Source organism: Tatumella sp. JGM130, from assembly GCF_018257525.1.
Taxonomy (GTDB): Bacteria; Pseudomonadota; Gammaproteobacteria; order Enterobacterales; family Enterobacteriaceae; genus Tatumella; species Tatumella punctata.
In genome coordinates this window covers 78634-102905 of sequence record NZ_JAERJS010000009.1, presented here as the reverse complement: position 1 = coordinate 102905, position 24272 = coordinate 78634, and the positions used below count along the sequence as shown (strand labels likewise).

The 24272-nt window shown below is 47.4% G+C and carries 24 protein-coding genes, 1 tRNA gene, 1 other RNA gene and 1 pseudogene; 9 read left to right on the top strand and 18 right to left on the bottom strand.

All coding sequences use genetic code 11. The features are described 5' to 3' along the window. Positions 1-44: 44 nt before the first annotated feature. Positions 45-881, bottom strand: coding sequence for an ABC-three component system protein (locus tag JK211_RS06550; RefSeq protein ID WP_212707871.1), 837 nt, complete (start codon positions 879-881; stop codon positions 45-47). A 782-nt stretch (positions 882-1663) separates the two neighbouring features. Between JK211_RS06550 and JK211_RS06545 the strand changes: the two are divergent. Further along, positions 1664-3259 (top strand): annotated as a pseudogene (locus JK211_RS06545) (DNA topoisomerase III); the annotation flags it as partial. After that, the gene (locus tag JK211_RS06540) at positions 3259-3573 is read left to right on the top strand and encodes a DUF1496 domain-containing protein (RefSeq protein WP_212707870.1); all 315 of its coding nucleotides are present in this window, start codon (positions 3259-3261) and stop codon (positions 3571-3573) included. The pseudogene JK211_RS06545 and the gene JK211_RS06540, both read left to right, overlap by 1 nt. A 3-nt stretch (positions 3574-3576) precedes the next feature. Here JK211_RS06540 and xthA read toward each other — a convergent pair whose 3' ends face one another. The 5 genes from xthA to JK211_RS06515 form a co-directional block, all read right to left on the bottom strand. Beyond that, positions 3577-4383 (bottom strand): exodeoxyribonuclease III, encoded by an 807-nt coding sequence (gene xthA, locus JK211_RS06535; protein WP_212707869.1) that lies wholly within the window; start codon positions 4381-4383, stop codon positions 3577-3579. Between the two features lie 172 nt (positions 4384-4555). Beyond that, positions 4556-4679: non-coding RNA, RtT sRNA (locus JK211_RS06530), on the bottom strand. A gap of 39 nt (positions 4680-4718) precedes the next feature. Next, positions 4719-4803: transfer RNA gene (locus JK211_RS06525), tRNA-Tyr, on the bottom strand. 144 nt (positions 4804-4947) lie between these two features. Beyond that, positions 4948-5796 (bottom strand): formyltetrahydrofolate deformylase, encoded by an 849-nt coding sequence (gene purU / locus JK211_RS06520; RefSeq protein ID WP_212707868.1) that lies wholly within the window; start codon positions 5794-5796, stop codon positions 4948-4950. A 56-nt stretch (positions 5797-5852) separates the two neighbouring features. Further along, positions 5853-6311, bottom strand: a complete 459-nt coding sequence (locus JK211_RS06515) for a YchJ family metal-binding protein (protein WP_212707867.1) — start codon at positions 6309-6311, stop codon at positions 5853-5855. 223 nt (positions 6312-6534) lie between these two features. Between JK211_RS06515 and rssB the strand changes: the two genes are divergently transcribed. The 3 genes from rssB (at position 6535) to JK211_RS06500 (ending at position 9897) form a co-directional block, all read left to right on the top strand. Beyond that, a complete protein-coding gene (gene rssB / locus JK211_RS06510; RefSeq protein WP_212707866.1) occupies positions 6535-7551 on the top strand; it encodes a two-component system response regulator RssB in 1017 nt (338 codons plus the stop codon). A gap of 189 nt (positions 7552-7740) precedes the next feature. Then, entirely contained in the window at positions 7741-8640 is a 900-nt protein-coding gene (gene galU / locus JK211_RS06505) for a UTP--glucose-1-phosphate uridylyltransferase GalU (RefSeq protein WP_212707865.1), read from the top strand. 249 nt (positions 8641-8889) lie between these two features. Next, positions 8890-9897 carry an NAD-dependent epimerase gene (locus JK211_RS06500; RefSeq protein WP_212707864.1) on the top strand — a complete coding sequence of 336 codons (1008 nt, stop codon included), beginning with the start codon at positions 8890-8892 and terminating at the stop codon, positions 9895-9897. A gap of 62 nt (positions 9898-9959) precedes the next feature. On the opposite strand, the gene JK211_RS06495 is transcribed toward JK211_RS06500, so the two are convergent. Next, positions 9960-10367: an H-NS family nucleoid-associated regulatory protein gene (locus JK211_RS06495; RefSeq protein WP_212707863.1), complete on the bottom strand. Its 408-nt coding sequence runs from the start codon at positions 10365-10367 to the stop codon at positions 9960-9962. Between the two features lie 280 nt (positions 10368-10647). Here JK211_RS06495 and JK211_RS06490 point away from each other — a divergent pair, with 280 nt between their 5' ends. Next, entirely contained in the window at positions 10648-11268 is a 621-nt protein-coding gene (locus JK211_RS06490; protein ID WP_212707862.1) for a thymidine kinase, read from the top strand. Positions 11269-11355: 87 nt separating this feature from the next. Here JK211_RS06490 and adhE read toward each other — a convergent pair whose 3' ends face one another. From adhE to cls, 3 genes are all read right to left on the bottom strand, one after another. Further along, positions 11356-14034, bottom strand: a complete 2679-nt coding sequence (gene adhE / locus JK211_RS06485) for a bifunctional acetaldehyde-CoA/alcohol dehydrogenase (RefSeq protein ID WP_212707861.1) — start codon at positions 14032-14034, stop codon at positions 11356-11358. 503 nt (positions 14035-14537) lie between these two features. Then, on the bottom strand, positions 14538-14867 hold the full coding sequence (locus JK211_RS06480) for an HI1450 family dsDNA-mimic protein (RefSeq protein WP_212707875.1): 330 nt from the start codon (positions 14865-14867) through the stop codon (positions 14538-14540). 33 nt (positions 14868-14900) lie between these two features. Then, positions 14901-16361, bottom strand: a complete 1461-nt coding sequence (gene cls, locus JK211_RS06475) for a cardiolipin synthase (protein WP_212707860.1) — start codon at positions 16359-16361, stop codon at positions 14901-14903. Between the two features lie 137 nt (positions 16362-16498). Here cls and JK211_RS06470 point away from each other — a divergent pair, with 137 nt between their 5' ends. Further along, on the top strand, positions 16499-16696 hold the full coding sequence (locus tag JK211_RS06470) for a YciY family protein (protein ID WP_212707859.1): 198 nt from the start codon (positions 16499-16501) through the stop codon (positions 16694-16696). 165 nt (positions 16697-16861) lie between these two features. On the opposite strand, the gene JK211_RS06465 is transcribed toward JK211_RS06470, so the two are convergent. After that, positions 16862-17146, bottom strand: a complete 285-nt coding sequence (locus JK211_RS06465) for a hypothetical protein (RefSeq protein ID WP_212707858.1) — start codon at positions 17144-17146, stop codon at positions 16862-16864. Between the two features lie 300 nt (positions 17147-17446). Next, positions 17447-17743: a YciI family protein gene (locus JK211_RS06460; protein WP_212707857.1), complete on the bottom strand. Its 297-nt coding sequence runs from the start codon at positions 17741-17743 to the stop codon at positions 17447-17449. A gap of 155 nt (positions 17744-17898) precedes the next feature. Between JK211_RS06460 and JK211_RS06455 the strand changes: the two genes are divergently transcribed. Next, positions 17899-18696, top strand: coding sequence for an energy transducer TonB (locus JK211_RS06455; protein WP_212707856.1), 798 nt, complete (start codon positions 17899-17901; stop codon positions 18694-18696). Positions 18697-18752: 56 nt separating this feature from the next. Here JK211_RS06455 and yciA read toward each other — a convergent pair whose 3' ends face one another. Genes yciA through JK211_RS06440 form a run of 3 tightly spaced genes read right to left on the bottom strand, consistent with a single transcriptional unit; the run spans position 18753 to position 20551 of the window. After that, entirely contained in the window at positions 18753-19172 is a 420-nt protein-coding gene (yciA, locus tag JK211_RS06450) for an acyl-CoA thioester hydrolase YciA (protein WP_212707855.1), read from the bottom strand. Between the two features lie 50 nt (positions 19173-19222). Further along, positions 19223-19759 (bottom strand): septation protein A, encoded by a 537-nt coding sequence (locus JK211_RS06445; RefSeq protein ID WP_212707854.1) that lies wholly within the window; start codon positions 19757-19759, stop codon positions 19223-19225. A 57-nt stretch (positions 19760-19816) separates the two neighbouring features. Beyond that, entirely contained in the window at positions 19817-20551 is a 735-nt protein-coding gene (locus JK211_RS06440) for a YciC family protein (protein WP_212707853.1), read from the bottom strand. A gap of 384 nt (positions 20552-20935) precedes the next feature. On the opposite strand from JK211_RS06440, the gene ompW reads away from it, so the two are divergent. Then, on the top strand, positions 20936-21568 hold the full coding sequence (gene ompW / locus JK211_RS06435) for an outer membrane protein OmpW (RefSeq protein WP_212707852.1): 633 nt from the start codon (positions 20936-20938) through the stop codon (positions 21566-21568). Positions 21569-21791: 223 nt separating this feature from the next. Here ompW and JK211_RS06430 read toward each other — a convergent pair whose 3' ends face one another. From JK211_RS06430 to trpB, 3 genes are all read right to left on the bottom strand, one after another. Next, positions 21792-22106: a BON domain-containing protein gene (locus JK211_RS06430; RefSeq protein WP_212707851.1), complete on the bottom strand. Its 315-nt coding sequence runs from the start codon at positions 22104-22106 to the stop codon at positions 21792-21794. A 136-nt stretch (positions 22107-22242) separates the two neighbouring features. After that, positions 22243-23046 carry a tryptophan synthase subunit alpha gene (gene trpA, locus JK211_RS06425; RefSeq protein WP_212707850.1) on the bottom strand — a complete coding sequence of 268 codons (804 nt, stop codon included), beginning with the start codon at positions 23044-23046 and terminating at the stop codon, positions 22243-22245. Then, positions 23046-24236 carry a tryptophan synthase subunit beta gene (trpB, locus tag JK211_RS06420; RefSeq protein WP_212707849.1) on the bottom strand — a complete coding sequence of 397 codons (1191 nt, stop codon included), beginning with the start codon at positions 24234-24236 and terminating at the stop codon, positions 23046-23048. Before trpB ends, trpA begins: the two co-directional genes overlap by 1 nt. Positions 24237-24272: the final 36 nt, after the last annotated feature.

Sequence of the window (24272 nt, the reverse complement as noted above, 5' to 3'; positions counted from 1 at the left end):
CAACGCACAGAAATGGAAGCCACAAAAGTACCTCAAAAACACCATCATACACTAATCAATAAGTTGGTAGCATTACCCCCAAGTCGCATGGCATCACGATCGAGTGATTGATCCTTAAATTCAGCAAGTGTTTTAAAACGTCCTTTTTTATGCGGCATAGTTGCTCGCAAGAATGCCTTCATTCCTACAACATTCAGCGAGGTAATAGCAGCAATGTAGTCATCTAATTTTTGACATGCTGCTTGGGAGAGGCTGTTTTGGCGGTCACAAAACTCTTGGTAGTATGTGCCGATATCAATCTGCAGACGGCTAAGGAAGAATGCCTCATTCTCAAACTGAGCATAATCATCTGCTTCGATTACACTATACAGTTCTGAAAAATCGATAAATTCATTGGCTGCGATCTCGGTTTGATGACGAACTGATTCATGTATCTTGCTATGCGTCATAACGACCTTCAAGTTCACTAACGCTTCCAGCGTATTCTGAATTATCGCGATAATATTTTTTTTCCAAAGGGGTTGCTGTGCGGCATTAGCAAACAGGTTGGAAAGTTCATTTTTAATCAGCATATCTACTTGGTTCAGTGGGCAAAACGATTGTTTGGCATTCTCAGCTGCCTCAGTAGGAATGGGATAAATATAAAATCTCACTGGTCCATACTCATCATCAAATGTTGCTGGGATATTTGTTAATGCGCGTGCAACATGAAAATAAGCAAGTGGCACATTTCGCTGCCTTGCATTATTCCGTTGGGTTCTGATTGCATCACTGTAGGCAGAAAAACTCGTGTCCTTGTACGCTTTGACCTGATGCATTGAAAGGCATTGCTGGTGACAAAAAATTGCGAAATCATCTTGACTTTCTAACTGCAGTTTCAAATCCCGGTTCGCTTCATAGTCTAAGCACATCAGCTTCAAGCAATGGTACAGCGCCAGCTTACCCTGATAGACAAATCCACTCCATGTAGAAATAGCTGTGTGAGAGCTACTGCCATAAGATCCCTTATCACTCTAGATTCGTATCAATTTAGAAATTCTCAGCACGGAGAATTTTCCATCTACTAACAATTTTAAGTATATAGCCTATTGATATATGGTATCTTTTTTAATCGTTAACGGTGTTGATTTACCTTCTGAATTTATATGTTTGTTACTTATCATATTCGTACACTGAGGCTTCGTTGGTTTGGGCAGTGCCAATGATTTGCTACACACTATGAATTACTGGAACAATATATTGACCATAGAATACTACTCTTAGAACTGAACATGCGAACCCAATATATTAGTCTTGTTACAGTTTATTGAAAAACGGCAATATTAGTAATGCTTCGATCAGGCTGTGAGATCAATTGAGAACTTCGCTCCCTATTCAAGGCTGCCCATTCACTCGGTTGGTTAATAGCTTTCATTTATTGTTGTGGATGTCTAGGTTACGTACAAACAGGCGACAAGTAGAAATGCCAATAGGTAGGAAAATCAATGTAAATCCTTAGTTGAGGTTGAACAACAATGCAACATGCATCGAATATCGTTACTTTGCGATACGTATGACATCATTGAACTTTTATGAAAATTTCAGAAAACCATGAAATTCAGTTTTTTCCTTAAAAATCATAGTAATAAATATTTTCACAAAAAAAGCTTGTAACAGTAATGACGAAGGACAACTGCTGGTTGATGAAGTGCTCGATTATCTTAACCTCAGTAGCGAAAAAAAGAATGCAGTACAACGCTGCCTGATCAATGACCTCAATCCGCAGGCGGTTGAGCGTGCCATTGAGACATTACGCGACAACCGCGATTTTGTGCCGTTGTGTATCTCGGCGCTGGCCAGAGCCAGGGCTGACTGGCTGTACGGGATCAATATGACCCGTGCTTACACGCTATTTGGCAGGAACGCAGGCTATAATGGCGTATTGTCGGTCGGGCGGGTACAGACCCCGGTACTCGGGCTGGTCGTGCGTCGCGACGAAGAAATCGCTGACTTTGTGGCCAGAGATTTCTTCGAAGTCAGAGCCCATATTCTGGCCGAAAATGACCAGCGTTTTACCGCGTTATGGCAACCGAGTGACGCATGTGAATCCTGGCTGGATGAAGAAGGAAGGCTGCTGAACCGGTCACTGGCCGACCATGTCTGTAAACGTATTGCCGGTCAGCCGGCGAAGGTTACCGGTTATCAGGATAAACGCGAAACTGATATTGCACCGTTACCTTTTTCACTCTCCAGCCTGCAGATTGAAGCCGCAAAGCGCTTCGGGCTAAGTGCCCAGAGTGTACTGGACATATGCCAGCGTTTATACGAAACCCATAAACTGATTACTTATCCGCGCTCAGATTGCCGTTATCTGCCGGAGGAACATTTTGCCGGCAGACATGCGGTACTGGATGCAATTAACAGTCACTTACCACAGCAAGCCTTTCCCGAAGAACTGAATACGGACCTGCGTAACCGTTGCTGGGATAATAAAAAAGTGGATGCGCACCATGCCATTATTCCAACCGCCCGGCGTAGTCAAACCCGGTTAACTGATAATGAACTGAATATCTACGGACTGATTGCCCGCCAGTACCTGATGCAGTTCTGCCCGGAAGCTATTTATCGTAAATGTGTTATCGATCTGGAAATTGCCGGCGGTAAGTTTATCGCGAAAGCCCGCTTTCTGGCGGTTGCTGGCTGGCGTGTGTTGCTGGGGGCGAAAGAGCGTGATGAAGAAAATGACGGCACGCCGTTACCGGAAGTAAAAAAAGGGCAGCAATTGCTGTGTGAACAGGGGGAGGTGCTGGAGAAGAAAACCCAGCCTCCGCGCCATTTCACGGATGCCACCCTGTTATCAGCAATGACCGGTATCGCACGATTTGTCCAGGATAAAGCCCTAAAGAAAGTGCTCAGAGAGACCGATGGTTTAGGGACCGAAGCGACACGTGCGGGAATTATCGAATTGTTGTTTAAACGCGGTTTTCTGGAGAAAAAAGGACGTTATATCCATTCAACGGTAGTGGGGAAAGCATTGATCCATGCGTTACCACAGCCAGCGGCCAGCCCGGATATGACCGCCCAGTGGGAGTCGATGCTGACCCGTATCAGTGAAAAAAACTTCCGTTATCAGGATTTTATGCAACCGCTGGTCGGCACTCTGCAGACCCTGATTGGTGAAGCACGCCGTTCACCGCCGGTACAGGTATTAGGTCAATTGCCGGCAGTGCCGCGGAAAGCAACGCAGAAAAGGAAAAAGAAAACAGCCACGGAGAAGTAATGATGCGCAGGTTACTGTTGGTATTGTGCAGTATATTAAGTTTTCCGGTATTCAGTAGTCTGCATACCGGAGCCGGTGTCTCGGCCAGGGTCATGATTGATTCTGATAATTTACTGACCGGCAGGCCAGCCGATACTCTGAACCTGCAGGGAACTGATAACGTCTGTATATATAACAGCCAGCGTTATTCTGAAGGGGCGATACTGAAAAGCGGCACGCTGTTATTAACCTGCGTGCGCGACAAAAATATTATCGGTACGGCGCCACTGGTCTGGCAGCCGCTAAAGACATCGTCGTCTGCGGCTGCCCCGTGACAATCAGAGTTTAAATTCTGCCCAGACCGGGGCATGGTCTGATGGTTTTTCCATACTGCGGATATCGTAATCTATGCCGGTGGCAATACATTTTTCTGCCAGTGGCTGGCTGGCCAGTAACAGGTCAATACGCAGTCCGCGGTTGTCGTTAAAGCCTTTCGAACGGTAGTCGAACCAGGAAAAGCGATCGTCAACCTCCGGATTGGCTGCCCGCCAGGTATCAGTCAGTCCCCAGGACAGCAGTTTATCCATCCATTCACGCTCTTCCGGCAGGAAAGAGCATTTACCGGTTCGTAGCCAGCGTTTACGGTTATCTTCGCCAATGCCGATATCACGGTCGGTACAGCTGATATTCATATCACCCATAATCAATACCGGCTGTCCGGCAGTCAGTTGAGTTTCAAGATGCTGTTGCAGATCTTTGTAGAATTTATCTTTAGCCGGAAATTTCTGCGGATGCTCACGACTTTCCCCCTGCGGGAAGTAGCCGTTAATTACCGTAATGGTACCCATCGGGCTGGGGATCCCTGCCATGATAATACGCCGCTGAGCATCTTCATCATCCGTAAGAAAACCACGCTGCACGCTGACCGGCTCTGCTTTTGTCATCAGCGCTACGCCGTAATGGCCTTTCTGACCATGGAAGAAAACGTGATATCCCAGTTTTTGTACTTCTTCTAAAGGGAACATATCATCGTGAACTTTGGTCTCCTGTAATCCGATGACATCCGGCTGGAGTTTTTCGACCAGTGCGGCCAGCTGGTGAGGACGGGCCCGCAGACCGTTAATATTAAAAGAGACAAATTTCATGTTTTTACCACAGTCATAGAATTTAACCGCGATGGTAGCGATTTTTTTTCCCGATGTCACCGTAAGCGGATAAGGGAAGTCTCCGGCTCGAACCTTGTCGAAGGTTCTCGTCCTTCTCCGTGGAGAATATATCAGTATTATTGGAATATCTGGCTGAATCGCCATATAAGAATGGTGGTGGGAGAAGGATGATTCGCCGTACCGGCTCACCCTGCGGGCCGTGCTGCGCACGTTACCTCACGTTGTTCGGTTCGAACCTTGTCGAAGGTTCTCGTCCTTCTCCGTGGAGAATATATCAGTATTATTGGAATGTCTGGCTGAATCGCCATATAAAATGGTGGTGGGAGAAGGATTCGAACCTTCGAAGTCTGTGACGGCAGATTTACAGTCTGCTCCCTTTGGCCGCTCGGGAATCCCACCTGATTGTGATGCTTCGTAACCTGCGGAAGCGGGATGCATATTAACAGAACTTTGCTTTCTGTAAACAGGCAAAAGCAATATTTCTCATTGTTTGCCTGTTTTTTGCACGGAAAATGAATGACATGCGTATTTTGCAGTCAGTCTTTAAAGGATAATCGTCCGGTTTCCGTAAACAAAGACCCGCTGGGCCAGTACTTTGTCTAAAGCACGACTCAGTGCATTTTTTTCAACATCCCGGCCGGCAAGCATCATATCGTCAGCAGTGAAGGTATGATCCACATGGATCACGTCCTGCATAATGATTGGACCTTCATCGAGATTGTCATTTACGTAATGCGCAGTCGCACCAATAATCTTCACACCGCGTTCGTAAGCCTGATGGTAAGGGCGGGCACCGATAAAGGCCGGCAGGAACGAGTGATGTATGTTAATAATCTGGTTAGGGAAGCGCTTGACAAACTCAGGGGTCAGAACCCGCATATATTTTGCTAACACTACGTAGTCAGGCTGATAACGTTCAATCTCGTCAGCCATTTTCATATCGTGTTCTTCACGGGTCAGGCCTTCATGACTCAGCAATACGAAGGGGATATCAAACCGCTCTGTCAGTGACCGCAGTGTTTCATGGTTACCAATAACGGCTGCAATTTCCATATCCAGACCACCAAACGCACTTTTCATCAGCAAATCACCCAGACAGTGTGCTTCTTTAGTCACCATAATGACTACACGACGCCGTCCGGCAGATTGCAGTTCACGAACCGATCCTGATGGCAATGCACTGTCTAAATCAGCCAGTAAAGTGGTGTCGTTGAAAATACCCTCCAGTTCGGTGCGCATAAAAAAACGCCCGGTGCGGTGATCAACAAATTCATTATTCTGGACAATATTCAGTTCATGCTTGTAGCAGATATTGGTGATTTTGGCGATAAGTCCTTTAGCATCAGGACAGATAGTTCTCAGTACTTTTCTTTGTAACGTCTGGGCTTGCATTATGTGCATTATCCTGTTGAATCTGATTTCAGTCATGCGATGTTGTCAGGTCGTTATTAACCACAACATTTTTTATATTTTCTGCCGGAACCGCAAGGGCAGGTGTCGTTTCTGCCCGCCTGCAGATGAACGCCGTCGACATAATACCAGCGTTGTTCTTCTCTTATAAAGCGGGAGCGTTCGTAAATAGCCGAAGTGTGTTGTTTTTCAGCATAACGGGCAAAAAAAGTCACAAATGCCTGGTTATTATCATTATCATAGGTGTGTGAGATAACATTTAGTCCCAGCCAGCGGGTATCGGCAAGACCTGCGGAAAGCTGTGCTGCCAGCTGTTGATGGCGCTGAGAAGCGTGCCAGCTGGCCAGCAGCCAGTGAATCTCACCACGCTGATAAGCGGTGTATCGCGAGCGCATCAGAGCGACAGGATCAGGTGCTATCTGTTCTTCGCTGATATATCGGCCACAACAGGCGCTATAAGTGGTCTGGCTTCCGCAAGGGCAGGGGTCGGTTAACACATTATCTCCGTTATTTGCCCGCGAGCTTAACGACTCAGAGTGCCGCGACGGGCCTGAGCAGGCTGAAAGTTGAAAGGCTGAGGATGAACTATACTACACAACAGCGGCAGATTCTCTCTCCCGCAACGGCGAATTCTGGTAAGGGTCACGGCTTCAGGCTGTAGTGCACTGATTCCTGCAGAGAGGAACATAACAGCCCTGAGGTTAATAACAGGTATTTTTAATGAGTAACCCATTGTCAGGTAAGAATATTTTAGTTGCAGAAGATGAGGCGGTGTTCTCTGCTGTGATTTGTGGCTTTATTGAAACACTGGGGGCCAACACACTGACGGCTTCTGACGGTAAGACTGCACTGGATATTATCGATCATTATCCGGTTGATCTGATCATCTGTGACCTTGAAATGCCGATTATGCGTGGTGATACTTTCGTTGAACAGCTGCGTGCCCGGGGAAACGCCTTACCGGTAGTGATTGTGACCGCCAGCGAAGATGTGTCTGAAATTGCCAGGATGTTACGACTGGGTGTGCAGGATGTGATCCTCAAACCTGTTGATGATCTGACCCGGGTACGTGATGTTATTATGGAATGCCTTTACCCTTCGATGTTTGTTTCAAAAATCGAAGAGGATGAACAGTTATTTGATAACTGGGATGTTTTGATTCAGCAGCCTGAACAGGCGATAAGACTGATTAAACAGTTACAACCGCCTATTCGACAGTTACTGGCTAATACCCGCATAACCTATCGCCAGCTGACCTACACAGATCAGCCGGGGCTGGTATTTGATATTGCAGCTTTATCTGATCATCAGCTCGGTTTTTATATCATGGATGTTACCCGGGCCGGCAATAATGGCATTATGGCGGCCTTATTATTGCGGGTAATGTTTAATCAGCTATTGCAGGAAAAAATCGCCGGCCAGCAGCAGAAACTGCCACAAATCGCGACCATACTTAATGATATTAACCGGTTATTGCAGGATGCCGGAATGTCCGGACAATTTCCCTTGCTGGTGGGGTACTATCACCAGCCGACCCGCCAGTTACTGCTGGTCCCGGCCGGGCTGGATTGCGATATTTTATTTGACGGAGTGCATCAGACACTGGGCAGTGGAATTCCTGCTGGCACTTTTGAACATATCCATGGAACACAGCACTGTTTTTATCTGCGTGCCTGTGAATGCAATATACGTGGCAGTGGCGGAAAACTAACACTGATGCTGCGTGCTAATGAATAGTTATTACCACAGAGTGCCCGGAAAAGTATTAATTTGTTATTTTTATACTTATTTTCCGATAAGTATAAATCCTAATTTCGGTGCTTTTTCGCTATCAGATGAAACTCGTCGCCGATGAACTGATATACTGCCGCCGTTCAAAAACAGAAATTTCCATGGGTGTTCCTAACCCTCCAGTGAGGTAATTTGATGTCTGCTTATAAATCTAAAGTAAAAAAAGCGGTAATTCCGGTTGCGGGATTGGGAACCCGTATGTTGCCGGCAACCAAGGCTATTCCTAAAGAGATGCTGCCGCTGGTTGATAAACCCTTAATCCAGTATGTCGTTAATGAATGTATTGCTGCCGGTATTAATGAGATTATTCTGGTCACTCATTCATCAAAAAACTCTATCGAAAACCATTTCGATACCAGCTTCGAATTAGAAGCCATGCTGGAAAAGCGTGTTAAACGTCAGTTACTGGACGAAATTCAGAGTATTTGCCCGCCACATGTGACCATTATGCAGGTACGTCAGGGTGTCGCCAAAGGATTAGGCCATGCTGTTATGTGCGCCCATCCGTTGGTTGGTGATGAGCCGTTTGCGGTGATTCTGCCCGATGTCATTATTGATGAATACGAATCAGACCTTGGGAAAGAAAACCTTGCTGATATGCTGCGCCGTTTTGATGAGACCGGCCGTAGTCAGATTATGGTTGAACCTGTTGCAGACGTTACTGCTTATGGGGTGGTTGATTGTCAGGGCGCAGATTTACAGCCAGGTCACAGTGCGCCTATGGTGGGTGTGGTCGAGAAGCCTAAAGCGTCAGAGGCACCTTCTAACCTGGCAGTGGTCGGACGCTATGTGCTGTCTGCTGATATCTGGCCTCTGCTGGCCAAAACACCTCCGGGTGCCGGTGGAGAAGTGCAGTTAACTGACTCAATTGCAATGCTGATGGATCAGGAAACGGTTGAAGCTTATCACCTGAAAGGTCTGAGCCACGACTGTGGTAACAAACTGGGTTATATGCAGGCATTCGTTGAGTATGGTGTTCGTCACCCGGTTCTGGGTGAAGACTTCAGCAAATGGCTGAATAAAACCGTAAACTGACAGTAAACATATTTATCCGGGATTATCCGGTAAATATGTGCGGCCGGATTGAACCTGGCCGCTGTTATTAAGGTCATACACTGGTGTATGGCCTTTTTTTATACAGTCACACCGGTATTAACAGGCATAAATGGCGGAACGCTAAAACAATCCGTGATTTTTGCTACCGGAACCTTGTATCATTCTGCCTGTACAATGGCACACTGAAATACAGCAGCCATTTATTTTAGTTGCAAAGATGAGGGTAATATGAACTATTTGGTAACCGGCGCTGCAGGGTTTATTGGTTTTCATGTGTGTCAGCGTCTGCTTAAGGCGGGTTACCGGGTGGTTGGTATCGATAATCTTAATGATTATTACGATGTAAAGCTCAAGAAAGATCGTGTGGCATTACTCAGCGCTTATCCGGGTTTCACATTCCAGTGTATTGATATCGCCGACAGACATGGTGTAGCCACCCTGTTCAGTACTGGAAACATTCAGCGGGTGATCCATCTGGCTGCGCAGGCGGGGGTACGTTATTCAATAGAAAACCCCTACGCTTATGCCGATGCAAATCTGATCGGCCACCTGAATATACTGGAAGGTTGTCGTCAGAATAATATACAGCATCTGGTCTACGCCAGCTCCAGCTCAGTGTATGGCCTGAACCGTAAGCTGCCGTTTGCTACCGAAGACAGCGTCGATCATCCGGTATCTCTGTATGCGGCGACGAAAAAAGCCAATGAACTGATGTGCCACAGTTATTCGCATCTCTATGGCCTGCCAACCACCGGACTGCGTTTTTTTACTGTCTACGGTCCGTGGGGGCGTCCGGATATGGCCTTGTTTAAGTTTACCCGCGCGATGCTGGCCGGTGAAGCCATTGATGTTTATAACTATGGGCAAATGCAGCGGGATTTCACCTACATTGATGATATTGTTGAAGCCATTTTCCTGGTGCAGGATAAAATACCGCAGCCTGATCCTCAGTGGACCGTCGAAACCGGTTCTGCTGCAAAAAGTTCTGCACCTTACTGTATTTATAATATTGGTAACAGCCAGCCGGTCCCGTTAATGGATTATATTCATGCATTAGAAAATGCCCTTGGGATTACGGCAGAAAAAAATATGTTACCGTTACAGGCAGGGGATGTGCTGGATACCAGTGCCGATACCTCTGAATTATATAGCCTGATAAATTTTAAACCTGACACCAGCGTACCGGAAGGCGTCAGAAAATTTGTGGAATGGTACCGCGAATATTACAAAGTCTGAAAATAAACGGGAGGGGTTAACCCTCCCGTAAAATAACCGGATAATGAAAACAGCCAGTAAAATTACAGAGCAAAGTCTTCCAGAGTTTTGCCTTCTGTTTCAATAGCATTTCTGATCACCGCCGGAGTACGTCCCTGGCCGGTCCATGTACGGTTTTCACCTTTTTCATCGGTATACTGATATTTAGCCGGACGTGCCGCACGCCGTGCTTTCACTACCGGTTTATCTGTTACGGCGGATTGCAGTAATTCATTAGGGTCAATACCATCAGCGATCAACATTTCACGGTATTGTTCCAGTCTGAGCAGACGTTCTGAATTCTGAGCGATAGCCAGTGATTCGTCTTCACGACGCTCGTTAACAATAACTTCAAATTTCTCAAGTATATCTTCTAAAGTTTCAAGGCTATATTCTCTGGCCTGTGCACGCAGTGTGCGAATGTTATTCAACGATTTAATCACATCGCTCATTGTCCGGGTCTCACAATTAAGTAGTTATTATGCAGAAGATGATAATCATAGTCTCAGGTAAAATTTACTGCAACAGATAACTATGGCATGATCGGTAAATAAATATCCTTATAACTTTAAATGAAAATCAGGAATCACTGTAAAAATAAGAATGTACGGCTAAATAGTTACAAACAAATAGCGGATAAATGACCAACCTATCGGTGAATGAACGTTTTTTGTTCGCCGGATGTGTTGTAATAAGCCGGAAATAATTAATCTCCTATAGAGAACCGGACCCATGGCTCAACTTTACTTCTATTATTCTGCGATGAATGCCGGGAAATCGACATCATTATTACAGTCATCTTATAACTATCATGAACGGGGGATGAAAACAGTCATCTATACTGCTGAAATTGATAACCGGTTCGGTAAAGGAAAAGTCAGTTCGCGGATTGGACTCTCTTCTGAAGCACGGTTATATAATCAGCACACAGATATAGGTGAAGAAATTCGGTTACTGCACGCAGAAAATCAGCTGCATTGTGTATTAGTCGATGAAAGTCAGTTCCTGACCCGCCAGCAGGTGAAGTCGTTAACTGAAGTTGCTGACTTTTCAGATATTCCTGTACTGTGCTACGGACTGAGGACGGATTTTCGCGGAGAGCTGTTTGAAGGAAGCCAGTATCTTCTGGCCTGGGCTGATAAACTGGTTGAACTAAAAACAATCTGTCATTGCGGCAGAAAAGCCAGCATGGTATTGCGTCTTGATGGCAAAGGACGACCGTTTAAAGAAGGGGAGCAGGTGGTTATCGGTGGAAATGAACGTTATATTTCGGTCTGCAGAAAACACTACTGGCAGGCGCTTGAATCAGATGATCCTGCCGCTATCTATGGTGAAAGGTACATCCCTGAGTGATGATGATATCCTTCATTTAATAAACGCCGCTGTGGTGCGGCGTTTACCTGAGCAATGCCCCTGATCACAGGGGCGGTGGTTGTTATCTCAGCCTGCTTTCTTTTTACCCTTTGCCGCCGGTGCCGCAGCTGCGGGTTTTTCCGGAGTATGCAGTGAATGCTCTGTAAATTCGCGACCGTAGTAACTGTCCAGCATCAACTGTTTCAATTCAGCAATCAGCGGGTAGCGTGGGTTTGCGCCGGTACATTGATCATCAAATGCATCTTCGGCAAGTTTATCGATTTTTGCCAGGAAGTCAGCTTCCTGTACCCCGGCTTCACGGATAGATTTCGGGATCCCGAGATCAGTTTTAATCTCATCCAGCCAGTGAAGTAACGCACTGATTTTCGCTGCGGTACGGTCGCCGGGTTTACCAAGCCCCAAATGATCGGCGATTTCTGCATAGCGACGACGGGCCTGTGGCCGGTCGTACTGACTAAAGGCGGTCTGTTTGGTCGGATTATCGTTAGCATTGTAGCGGATCACGTTGGCTATCAGCAGTGCATTTGCCAGCCCGTGCGGGATATGAAACTCAGAACCCAGTTTATGGGCCATTGAGTGACAGACGCCGAGGAACGCGTTAGCAAACGCAATACCTGCGATAGTTGCCGCATTATGTACCCGCTCGCGGGCAATCGGATTTTTAGCCCCTTCATGGTAGCTTGCCGGTAAATTCTCTTTCAGCAATTTCAGCGCCTGCAGAGCCTGACCGTCAGAGTACTCATTGGCCAGTACTGAAACATAGGCTTCAAGGGCGTGAGTGACTGCATCCAGTCCGCCAAAAGCACACAGAGATTTTGGCATATCCATCACCAGATTTGCATCGACAATCGCCATATCCGGTGTCAGTGCATAATCGGCCAGCGGGTATTTCAGTCCGGTGGCATCATCAGTAACTACCGCAAACGGGGTAACTTCAGAGCCGGTACCAGAAGTGGTGGTAATAGCGACCATACTGGCTTTTACACCCATTTTCGGGAACTTATGAATACGTTTACGGATATCCATAAAACGTAATGCCAGTTCTTCGAAGTGGGTTTCGGGATGCTCGTACATCACCCACATAATTTTGGCCGCATCCATCGGGGAACCACCCCCCAGAGCAATAATCACATCAGGTTTGAAGCTGTGCATTTGTGCGGCCCCTTTGCGCACGATGCTCAGGGTAGGGTCAGCTTCCACTTCGAAGAAAACTTCCGTTTCCACACCACGGGATTTTAATACCCGCGTCACCTGATCAGCATAACCGTTATTGAATAAGAACCGGTCTGTAACAATAAAGGCCCGTTTTGCACCGTCACTGGCGATTTCTTCCAGAGCCACCGGCAATGAACCACGACGAAAATAGATGGATTTAGGGAGTTTATGCCACAACATATTTTCAGCCCGTTTAGCGACGGTTTTCTTGTTAATAAGGTGCTTAGGACCGACGTTTTCAGAGATAGAGTTCCCGCCCCATGAGCCGCAACCCAGCGTCAGTGACGGTGCCAGTTTAAAGTTATATAAATCGCCAATCCCCCCCTGAGAAGCCGGGGTATTAATCAGGATCCTCGCGGTTTTCATTTTTTCGCCAAACAGTCTGACCCGCTCAGGCTGATTGTCCTGGTCGGTATACAGGCAAGAGGTATGGCCGATACCGCCCATTTCTACCAGTTTTTCCGCTTTTTGCAGTGCATCGTTAAAACCGGTGGCACGGTACATTGCCAGGGTCGGCGACAGTTTTTCATGGGCAAAAGGTTCAGATTCATCAATATCACTGACCTCACCAATCAGAATTTTAGTATCCGGAGGCACACTGATCCCTGCCATCTCAGCAATTTTTGTCGCCGGCTGGCCGACAATCCCTGCGTTCAGGCCCCCGTTTTTCAGAATGATATCCTGCACAGCTTTTAATTCACTTCCCTGCAGCAGATAACCGCCGTGGGTCGAAAACCGTTCACGTACTGCGTCATACACAGAGCTGTCAACAATCACTGATTGCTCAGAGGCGCAGATAACACCATTGTCGAAGGTTTTTGACATCAGAATAGAAGCGACCGCTCGTTTTATATCAGCAGTATCATCGATAACGACCGGTGTATTACCGGCACCGACACCAATAGCAGGTTTACCGGAACTGTAGGCTGCTTTAACCATACCCGGTCCACCGGTGGCGAGGATCAGGTTAATGTCGGGGTGGTGCATTAACTGGTTAGATAATTCAACGGATGGCTCATCAATCCAGCCAATAATATCGGGCGGAGCACCGGCCGCAATGGCAGCCTGTAACACGATATCTGCTGCTTTGTTGGTGGCGTTTTTTGCCCGCGGATGCGGGGAGAAAATGATTCCGTTACGGGTTTTCAGACTGATTAAGGCTTTAAAAATGGCCGTCGACGTCGGGTTGGTGGTCGGGACAATCCCGCAGATAATTCCGATAGGTTCGGCAATAGTCATAGTGCCGAAAGTATCATCAGTGTCGAGGATACCGCAGGTTTTTTCGTCCTTGTAAGCGTTGTAAATATATTCCGAAGCGAAATGGTTTTTGATGACTTTGTCTTCGACGATCCCCATTCCTGACTCAGCGACCGCCATTTTCGCCAGCGGTATCCGGGCATCTGCGGCAGCTAATGCTGCGGCCCTGAAGATCTTATCAACCTGCTCCTGACTAAAGCCTGCATACTGCTGTTGTGCTTGCCTGACTCTTTCTACCAGCCCATTCAATTCAGCAACGTTTGTTACAGTCATGCTTATCTCCTGAAGGAAAATTAAACTTTTTTAGTAAACATACGTGTCAGATCGCTACCACTGTCCGCTTTTATACGGTGCTTACTAAAAGAATCTCATATCAGCATGAATTAATGAAGTCCGGTTACGTTCAGATTATGGATATGTTGCAATACAGGCACTGATGCAGATCAATTTATATGCAAGCTGATACCATTCAGCTTTATCAGTTATCCGCTTATGTAGCAAGTTTGTTTTTTAAATGTTTGTATTTGTTGATTTTGTGTGTGGGGCAGATCAGGAGGTGGGGAGTATTTATTAAGTTTTGTTAATAATTATTTATCTGCCGGTTTACGGCCCGATAAGCCGGCTTAACCAGATAACCGGTAATTTGGCGGTTATCTGCCAGAACAGCGAGCCGGATGAAGGACTCTGGTATGCTTTGTGAACCCTAGCCCGGACAAAGATATCCGTTTCCTCCGCAGGGTATGGAAACGGATAAATGCGGGCATCAGACAGGCTGATTATTCACGCCACAGGATATGGCACAGTTTATGATCTTTTTCACGACATAACAGGACTCTGGCAAACACATCGGTAACAGGCTCCCCGTCGGCATCGCCTAATCCGATAATGACCTCGGCAAAAAAGTCCGGATTAAGATCAAAATCGACATGTTCGTTCCAGTCTTCTGAAGGGTCTGAAAGCTCGGCACCGCCACGCTCTTCGAACTGTAAGTTAAACAGGATAATGTCTGCAGGATCCAGATTATCCCCTGCCAGTTCCAGAAAAATATCGTATGCCTGTTCCAGCGTTTCATCTTCTGTAAGACGATTATTAAGATCCATGATCAGCCCGTATTTATTGATAGAAATATGCGGCCTTTTTTACAGTAAAGGGCTAAAGAAGTAAAACAGTCGTTCGATTATCCTGCGCCAGTAGGGCCGTTTTGCCCACTCACGGCCATCCAGTAACTGTGAGCGCAGAATATAATCCTGCTGTACACAGCTAAGATCATCACCGAAACCGGCATCATCAATCACCAGAGTCACCTCAAAATTGAGCCACAGACTGCGCATATCAAGATTGACGGTACCCACCAGGCAAAGTTCCCCGTCAACCAGCACGCTTTTGGTATGTAACAGGCCGTCGCTGAACTGATAAATTTTAACCCCTGCTGCCAGTAGTTCGGTAAAGAACGCACGACTGGCCCAGCCGACCAGCAATGAGTCGTTTTTTTGTGGCACGATCAGGCTGACATCAACACCACGTAATGCGGCGGTACAGATAGCGTGCAGCAGATCATCACTGGGTACAAAATAAGGTGTTGTCATGATCAACTGTTCACGTGCTGAATAGACGGCAGTCAGCAGTGCCTGATGGATCACATCTTCGGGAAAACCGGGACCTGAGGCTATTACCTGAATAATATGTCCACTGGCTTCTTCAAAGGGCATAATAGTTTCATCGGGCCGGGGCGGAAGAATGCGTTTACCGGTTTCAATTTCCCAGTCACAGGAAAACACAATCCCCAGTGTGATAGCCACAGGACCTTCCATTCTGGCCATTAAATCAACCCATTGTCCGACACCGGCATCCTGTTTAAAAAACCGCGGGTCAACCAGGTTCATACTGCCGGTATAGGCAATATAGTTATCAATCAGCACTATTTTACGGTGCTGGCGCAGGTCCATGCGACGAAAAAATACCCTCAGCAGGTTTACCTGCAAAGATTCGACAACGTCGATACCGGCCTCGCGGAATTTTTTCGGCCACGGACTGCGGAAAAAACTGCGGCTTCCGGCTGAGTCGAGCATCAGCCGACAGAAAACCCCTCTGCGGGCGGCAGTAATTAATGCCGCTGCCACGTCATCAGCCTGGCCTCCGGGTTGCCAGATATAAAACACCATCTCAATATTGTGTTCTGCCAGGTCAATATCCCGGATAAGCGAACGCATTACGTCATTTGAGCTGGTCAGTAATTCCAGTTGGTTACCTTTGACTCCGGCGATCCCGTGGCGATGCTCACATAGCTTAAATAAAGCACTGGCAACACTGCTGGTACTGGTTGCAAAAATATGAGATGACTTTTTTAAGTCCGCCAGCCACCGGGAAGTGGCAGGCCACATCGTTCTGGCACGCTCCGCCCGGCGTTTACCGAGATATAATTCACCGAAACTCAGATAAGCAATTATTCCCACCAGTGGCAGAATATAAATAATAAGCAACCAGACCATTGAGGAAGAGGCGGTCCTGCGCTTCATTAAAATTCTCAGGGTAACGGCAGCGATCAGCAGCCAGTAGCCAAACAATATAAACCCGTTAACGAAGGAATAGAATGTCGTCATTAAATGGAATTCCGGTTTATGCTTTATCTATTGAGTGTACGTGTACTCAGCATATTGTGAAACCTTTTCTGAAAGCAGCGTTGGATCCGGGGAATAACGGCGTATACTGGCCGAAATGATACTCACGGGAGGTAATCATGAAAAGAAGCAGAAACGAAGTCGGGCGCTGGCGGATGGCGCGGCAAAGTAATCGCCGTAAAGTACGCTGGCTGGAGGCCCAGTCACGGCGTTATACACATATCCGGTTAATCAGACATCAGCTTGCGAAACAACAAAGGCGATCACTGCTGTTTATACTTCCGGAACTGGGGCCGTCGGTTACCCATTATTTCTGAAAATTATCTGGCGGAGATGCAGTGTAATACTGGCGGTGAGGAATAACAGAATATCATGTCGCCCGCTGTGTTATGTTATCCGCCGGTTACCCTGTCTGCCGGTATACACATATTCTAAAAAGGATAGCCGGAAACCGCCCCGCAGAGCGGCGATACGGGTGTAATCTATCCGGGAATTGAAGGCAGCCTGGCATGAATAATCGCTTTCTCAGCCTCTTCCAGATTGATAAACCCCTGCTTTAGCATGGCGAACAAATATCTTTTACCTGCAATATGACGCGTCATCCGGACATCGACTTCCTGAGATACATTTTCCGGGGGGGATTCTGTAGTAGTTTGTTGCGGGGGACGTTCGATGGTGATAGTTATGGTTTTCGGTATATTGTCTGCTTCTGTTTGCCTGGTTTCGGTTGTTCCGTCTTTATGAAAAACTAATACGTGATATTTCATATAAACCTCCTGCCATATCGAATGAATAATCCTGTGCCGCTCATCGGAGTTCGCCGGCAACAAACTTCAGCCCGTGTGGCGGCAGAATACTCCTATCAGTATAGCAGGCTGTCACAGGGCAAAGGGGGATACTGTACTGTGGAGCGAACTGAATCTGTCTGTCATCTCTGAGCAGTGCACATTGTATATAAGCCGCGACTGACAATATCCGGTTGCGGGCAAAAAGCGCAGTACAGTGTATTGCATTTTTTGCCCGGCGCTTATCAGTCACAATATGTGCTGGATAAGCATTTCATCAGCTCAGAAGACCTTTTTAAATGGCCTGACCGTCACTTTCTGGTAAACACCGGCTGCTACGTAGGGGTCATCGTTAGTCCAGGATTGAGCATCTTCGAGGGATGGAAATTCAGCGATCACGGTAGAACCGGTGAATCCCGCGACTCCGGGTTCGTTACTGTCGACGGCTGGCATTGGACCGGCAACAATTAATTTTCCTTCATCCTGCAATAATTGCAGACGAGCCAGGTGGGCAGGGCGCACAGACTGCCTTTTTTCCAGTGAGTCAGGGAAGTCTTCAGCGTAAATGACGTATAACACGATGATTATCTCTTACGGCAAAAAATTGAGAACCCAACGTTAAGCTAACCGCGCCATCAGTGCAAATAAAATGGCACATATCCGTCAGCGATACGTATTGAAACTGATTGCTATTTGCATTTAAAATGATTCATCACTGAACTGACCAGATAGCTATGAGCACTCTTACAGAACAATTTCCAAAACGTTTTTCATTATCCATGGTGGTATCAGTCGCTCTTCATGGTGCGGTGGTTGCCGGGTTGCTGTTTGCCTCATTCAACCAGGTCCTGAACGTGCCCACACCCCAGTCTGCTATCAGCGTGTCGATGGTTGCTCCGGAGGTTCAGCCTGAGGCGGCGAAAAGCCAGCCGGAGCCGGTACAGCCTGTGACCCCTCCGACACCTCAGCCAGTGCAGCCACAACCTGAACCACAGCCGGCCCCGGCCCCCGAACCCCCTCTGGATAAACCGGTACCGATTGCCAAACCGGAGCCGAAACCGAAGCCGAAACCTGAGGTAAAAAAACGCCATGAGGTGAAGAAAAAAGCAGTCAAACCTAAGCCTGTAATAAAACCGGTCGAAAAGCCTGTGACTGAAAATAAACCGACACTGACAGCACAACAAAAAAATAATCCGGCAGATCAGACCAAAGCACAAACCGCGCCGCAAACGTCGCGTAATGATCAGCAAAGTATTTCTCAGGGTAAACCACAGGCGGTCAGTATTACCAGCCCGGCCTACCCGGCCAGAGCTCTGGCTTTTCACCTTGAAGGACGGGTGAAAGTACAGTTCGATGTGGACAGTGATGGCAGGGTCGTGAATGAGCGTATTATTGAGGCGCAGCCGAAGAATATGTTTGATCGCGAAGTTAAACAGGCGATGCGGCGCTGGCGTTACCAGAGTGGCAAGCCAGGCACCGGGCTGACGATGACTATATTGTTTAAAATTGATGGCAGTTCATCAGTGCAATAATAGCTGTTGCTGAGAGATAAAGCGCAGTTATGCGCTTTACCTCTCACGGCAGGGTGTTACGGGTAGCTTTTATTGGCTATCAGCTCACTGAGTTTCCTTGGTTTTCCTTTATCATCCACCGCAACGTAAATAAATACGGCTTCTGTGGTGCAGTAAGTCTGACCAATCGGCTCGGAAGAAACTTTTTTAATCCATACCTCAACATTAATAGTAATTGAACTGTTGCCGGTACGTATACAGCGGGCATGACAAGTGACAACGTCACCGATAGCGGCGGGTTTAAGAAATGTCATACCGTCGACACGCACAGTAACAACACGGCCATTGGCGATTTCTTTTGCCAGAATCGCTCCCCCCATATCCATCTGGGACATTAACCAGCCACCAAATATATCACCATTTGCATTGGTATCTGCCGGCATTGCCAGTGTACGCAGCACCATCTCACCTTGCGGCTGTCTCAGACTGTCGGTCATTTATTATTCTCTTTATTTAAAAAGTGGCCTGCAGGAAGGCCACCCGGGTATTACTTTTCTTCGCGTGGCAGATGCCGCCATATATAAAGACCACAGGCAGCAGTAAATAGCAGAGTTAATGCGGTCAGGCCGAAGACCTTAAAGTTAACCCAGAAAGATTCAGGCAACCAGAATGCGACATAAATATTGACCAGCCCGCAAACGAAGAAAAATATTGCCCAGGCAATATTCAAACGTCGCCAGACTGCGGAAGGTAATACCAGCTCTTTACCCAGCATTGACTGAATTAATGGTTGTTCCATCCACCACTGACTGAATAACAATGCGGCAGCAAATAATGTATAAATAACCGTCACTTTCCATTTTATAAATTCATCATTATGGAAAATCAGTGTCAAAGAACCAAATACAGTCACCAGAATAAACGTAATGATAGTCATTTTTTCCAGTTTTTTGTACAGCACCCAGCTGATAACCAGTGCAATCGCGGTTGCGGCAATCAGTGCGCCTGAGGCAACGAAAATATCGTATAGCTTATAAAAAATGAAAAAGACGACAAGAGGCAAAAAGTCCAGTAATTGTTTCATAGCAGGTCCGGATAATGCGGCTCACCGGCAGGCGAGCCGAAAAAGTAAAACAGACGGTTAGCGTATCAGCATATACACACGGAACAGATAGATTACCAGCATTGCTGACAGTAAATTACCCAGAGTGGTGGCGATAATAGCCGCTGTTGTTGCAGGAAGTGCGGTGAGCGAAGCGAAGATAAACATCAACACAACTTTAGCCAGCAACCAGCAAATAACCGCGGGAGCCAGGGCTTTCATATTGTTCCAGGCCAGTGGCACGCTTTGTTTCATCGAGCCGAAAATACCGGCACGTTTCTGGCTCAGTAATACCGGAGACAGGGAAAACAGAACTGCCAGAAAAATCCCCGGGATGACAAAGGCCATAAAACCGAGCTGAACGATCAGTGTCACGATAAAGGTCTGAATAAGTAAAGCAGGCAGAAAACCGACAGAGGCTCCTATCGCCCCTAAGGCACTGAGCCGTTTACCGGAAGAAGCCGACGGGATCAGCACCAGCATCCCGCCCAGTAATAATGTGTTACCCAGTAAAGCAGCCAGAGTGCCGACAGCCGAGCTGTGCAGTAATATTCTTTGCTGTTCGGGTGACATATTCTGCAGCACTTCAATCAGTGAGCCTGCGTTGTCATTGCTTTGCATTAATGCAGACAGCTGTTCGGCACCCGGAGAAAAAACGGTACCCAGCAGAACGGTAACGAAAGCGCTGACCAGAGAGATCAGTGTTATCGTTTTTAGCTGGTGGCGCAAAAAATTTGCGGAATCACGGTATAACGAGCTGGCCGTGAGAGACATGTACACTCCTTTGGGAAACAAATGAATTAACCGCAAGATTGTACATGTTAACCACGCCTGCGGGCACCCTCACTTACATAACTTTCTGCTTTTATCTCCGCCCGGATGATTAATACTCATTATCGGGCTTTTTTTGAACGATTATAGCCTTAATACTCCGGATTATTAACAGAAGATCTAAGACAATTTTTTTAGTTAAAACGCGAAACTGTTAGCTGATAAAAATTGATCTGGATCAAGGCTTTGTTTTTTAACTATTTTTTCAGGCGGGAAAAACATGATTTTCTGCGTGAATCGCGATACACATAGCAACAACAAAATACAATGTAAAAATTGTTCACATTGAAAACAATAAAAGCAGACGAGTTCAGGAGAGGAGTGGCTATGAAAATCGGAAAAATTGCATTATTACTGGCAGCACTGTTACCGGCAGCAGCGTCAGCTCACCAGGCAGGTGACTTCTTTATCAGGGCTGGCAGCGCAACTGTCCGGCCGACCGGGGGTTCTGATAATGTGCTGGGCTTAGGTGAATTTAATGTCAGTAACAATACCCAGCTGGGATTGACTTTTACTTATATGGCGACGGACCATATTGGTGTTGAATTACTGGCAGCCACGCCTTTCCGCCACAAGGTCGGACTGGGGCCGACGGGCACTCTGGCCACCGTTCACCAGTTACCGCCGACACTGATGGCCCAGTATTACTTCCTGGATAATAGCTCTAAATTCCAGCCTTATGCCGGTATTGGTGTTAACTACACGACCTTCTTTAATAACAAATTCAATGACACCGGACGCGCGGCGGGTTTATCTGATCTGCATGTGAAGGACTCCTGGGGCGTGGCCGGACAACTGGGTATGGACTACCAGATTAATCAGCACTGGATGCTGAATACATCCCTGTGGTACATGGACATTAATACCAAAGTGAAATTCAAAGCCAATGGCGATCAGCAAAGCATCAAAACTAACATTAATCCGTGGGTCTTCTTCTTCGGTGTAGGTTACAGCTTCTGAGTACCTTGCCTGCGTTATTCGCAGGGACGGATATTGCTGAATAAAACATTATTTCCGATACGCCCGATACTCTGTATCGGGCGCTTTGTTTTCATCGGCGATGATATATACCGGCAGCCGAATAAAGTCAGTCAGGGCGATTTTTGCAGGGGGGATACAAAGGAACATCGGGGGCAGAATAAGAAAAAGCGCATTGCTGCGCTTTTTCTGTAATACAGTTCAGCTATTTGATCTGCATATTATCAACCACCGAGGTGACACCAGGCACTCTGCGGGCAACTTCAACTGCACGGCTTGCTGTTTGCAGGTTGGACACAAAACCACTGAGTTGCACACGTCCTTTAAATGTTTCGACTTTAATTTCGGTCGATCTGAGTTCTTTGGTACCCAGTAACTGAGCTTTGACTTTGGTGGTGATCACGGTGTCATCAATATAACCTCCGGTACCTTCTTTTTTCGGGCCGGGCGCACAGGCAGTTAATGATAATGCCACCACTGATGCCAGTACTGCACTGGCTAATACCTTAATAAACTTCATTTACTGCCTCCCTGTATAATAAAGGTTATGCCGGGATTTTCCGGTACACTTATAGTGTAATCCTAAATTTTTAATCTACCAGTTTTGTTGCCAAAAAAGGCACCGCGGGGTGCCTGTCTGTCGGAGAAAAGGGCTATCAGCGGGTGGCCGCTTTTAATGAGGCAGCAAAGTCGGTCAGTTTTTTCAGCATTATGGCGGGCTGTTGCAGGTTCTGTTCGATAATTCTGACGACGGCAGAACCGGATATTGCCCCTGCAGCACCGGAAGCGATAGATTCCTTCACCTGAGAAGGTTCAGAAATACCGAAGCCCTGAATCGGGGGGGCTGCATGGTACTCATGCAGTTTGCTGATTATATGCTGCAACGGCAGGGCGGCTTTATGTTCGGTACCGGTGACACCGGCACGGGATAACAGATAAGTATATCCGCGGCCGTGAGATGCGATTTCACGTAATAAATCATCACTGGCATTCGGCGGGCAGACAAAGATTGGCGCAATATGGTGCCGCATTGCTGCCTGACGGAAGGGCTGTGACTCCTCCATGGGGACATCAGCGACCAGAACCGAATCGACACCGGCTTGCTGGCAGCGGGCATAAAACGCATCAATGCCGGGACTGAAAACCAGATTAGCGTAAATTAACAAGCCAATCGGCAGATCCGGATATTTATTACGTACCTGAGTGATAATATCGAAGCTTTTGTTGCTGTCCATCCCGGCGCTGAAAGCGCGCAGGTTGGCCGCCTGAATTGTCGGGCCGTCAGCCAGGGGATCAGAGAACGGGAAGCCCAGCTCCAGGGCATCCGCCCCTCCGGCGACCAGCGCATCGATAATTTGCAGCGATAACTCAGCCCCCGGATCTCCCAGCGTGACAAATGGCACAAAAGCACCTTCTTTACGCTCAGCCAGGCGATTAAATAAAGCAGAATAACGTTCCATCAGATTTCTCCTCGCTGCTGCAGAATATCATGCACCGTAAATATGTCTTTATCACCGCGGCCTGAGAGGTTAACAACCAGTAATTGTTCTTTTTCCGGCGCCTGACGGGCCATTTTCAGCGCATGGGCCAGCGCATGGGAGGATTCCAGCGCCGGGATAATACCTTCGTGGCGTGACAGATCTTTAAATGCTTCCAGAGCTTCATCATCGGTAACTGAAACATAATCTGCGCGGCCGATACTGTTCAGCCATGCATGTTGCGGGCCGACTGACGGGAAGTCGAGTCCGGCAGAAATGGAATAAGACTCTTCAATCTGCCCGTCCTCTGTACGCATCATGGGTGCCTTCATACCGAAATAGATACCGGTTTTACCGTGTTTTAACGGCGCACCATGTTGTCCGGATTCAATGCCGAGTCCCGCCGGTTCGACGCCAATCAGCCCGACAGAAGATTCATCAATAAAATCAGCGAACATTCCGATAGCATTGGATCCGCCACCCACGCAGGCAATCACCGCATCAGGCAGACGGCCTTCGTGTTCCATAATCTGTACGCGGGTCTCTTCGCCAATCATACGCTGAAATTCACGGACGATAGTCGGGAACGGGTGCGGGCCAGCCGCGGTACCCAGCATATAGTGTGCGGTCTCGTAACTGCCAGACCAGTCGCGCAGAGCCTCATTACAGGCATCTTTCAGGGTGGCTGAACCACTGTGTACCGGAATGACTTCTGCACCCATCAGGCGCATTCTGAATACATTCGGCGACTGACGTTCCACATCTTTGGCGCCCATATAAATCCGGCATTTCATACCCAGTAAGGCACAGGCAATGGCAGAAGCAACACCATGTTGTCCGGCCCCGGTTTCCGCGATAATCTCGTTTTTGCCCATCCGTTTCGCCAGTAATGCCTGTCCCAGCACCTGATTTGTTTTGTGAGCACCGCCGTGTAATAAATCTTCACGTTTCAGGTAGAGGCGGGTACGGGTACCTTCGGTAATATTCCGGCACAGGGTCAGCGCAGTCGGTCGTCCGGCGTAGTCTTTTAACAGTCGCACAAACTCAGCCTGGAACTCAGGATCACGCTGGGCACTGACAAAAGCTTCTTCCAGCTGGCTGAGTGCCGGCATCAGAATTTGCGGAACATACATCCCGCCAAATTCACCAAAATAGGGGTTCAGTAAAGTCATAACTCAATTTCCTGTATCGTCAGATGACGCATCCTG

What these genes read in the sequence shown, in the direction of transcription:
- JK211_RS06540 (WP_212707870.1), top strand. Translation starts at nt 3,259, where the DNA reads ATGATGCGCAGGTTACTGTTGGTATTGTGCAGTATATTAAGTTTTCCG.
- xthA (WP_212707869.1), bottom strand. Translation starts at nt 4,383, where the DNA reads ATGAAATTTGTCTCTTTTAATATTAACGGTCTGCGGGCCCGTCCTCAC.
- purU (WP_212707868.1), bottom strand. Translation starts at nt 5,796, where the DNA reads ATGCAAGCCCAGACGTTACAAAGAAAAGTACTGAGAACTATCTGTCCT.
- rssB (WP_212707866.1), top strand. Translation starts at nt 6,535, where the DNA reads ATGAGTAACCCATTGTCAGGTAAGAATATTTTAGTTGCAGAAGATGAG.
- galU (WP_212707865.1), top strand. Translation starts at nt 7,741, where the DNA reads ATGTCTGCTTATAAATCTAAAGTAAAAAAAGCGGTAATTCCGGTTGCG.
- JK211_RS06500 (WP_212707864.1), top strand. Translation starts at nt 8,890, where the DNA reads ATGAACTATTTGGTAACCGGCGCTGCAGGGTTTATTGGTTTTCATGTG.
- JK211_RS06495 (WP_212707863.1), bottom strand. Translation starts at nt 10,367, where the DNA reads ATGAGCGATGTGATTAAATCGTTGAATAACATTCGCACACTGCGTGCA.
- JK211_RS06490 (WP_212707862.1), top strand. Translation starts at nt 10,648, where the DNA reads ATGGCTCAACTTTACTTCTATTATTCTGCGATGAATGCCGGGAAATCG.
- adhE (WP_212707861.1), bottom strand. Translation starts at nt 14,034, where the DNA reads ATGACTGTAACAAACGTTGCTGAATTGAATGGGCTGGTAGAAAGAGTC.
- cls (WP_212707860.1), bottom strand. Translation starts at nt 16,361, where the DNA reads ATGACGACATTCTATTCCTTCGTTAACGGGTTTATATTGTTTGGCTAC.
- JK211_RS06470 (WP_212707859.1), top strand. Translation starts at nt 16,499, where the DNA reads ATGAAAAGAAGCAGAAACGAAGTCGGGCGCTGGCGGATGGCGCGGCAA.
- JK211_RS06465 (WP_212707858.1), bottom strand. Translation starts at nt 17,146, where the DNA reads ATGAAATATCACGTATTAGTTTTTCATAAAGACGGAACAACCGAAACC.
- JK211_RS06455 (WP_212707856.1), top strand. Translation starts at nt 17,899, where the DNA reads ATGAGCACTCTTACAGAACAATTTCCAAAACGTTTTTCATTATCCATG.
- yciA (WP_212707855.1), bottom strand. Translation starts at nt 19,172, where the DNA reads ATGACCGACAGTCTGAGACAGCCGCAAGGTGAGATGGTGCTGCGTACA.
- JK211_RS06445 (WP_212707854.1), bottom strand. Translation starts at nt 19,759, where the DNA reads ATGAAACAATTACTGGACTTTTTGCCTCTTGTCGTCTTTTTCATTTTT.
- JK211_RS06440 (WP_212707853.1), bottom strand. Translation starts at nt 20,551, where the DNA reads ATGTCTCTCACGGCCAGCTCGTTATACCGTGATTCCGCAAATTTTTTG.
- ompW (WP_212707852.1), top strand. Translation starts at nt 20,936, where the DNA reads ATGAAAATCGGAAAAATTGCATTATTACTGGCAGCACTGTTACCGGCA.
- JK211_RS06430 (WP_212707851.1), bottom strand. Translation starts at nt 22,106, where the DNA reads ATGAAGTTTATTAAGGTATTAGCCAGTGCAGTACTGGCATCAGTGGTG.
- trpA (WP_212707850.1), bottom strand. Translation starts at nt 23,046, where the DNA reads ATGGAACGTTATTCTGCTTTATTTAATCGCCTGGCTGAGCGTAAAGAA.
- trpB (WP_212707849.1), bottom strand. Translation starts at nt 24,236, where the DNA reads ATGACTTTACTGAACCCCTATTTTGGTGAATTTGGCGGGATGTATGTT.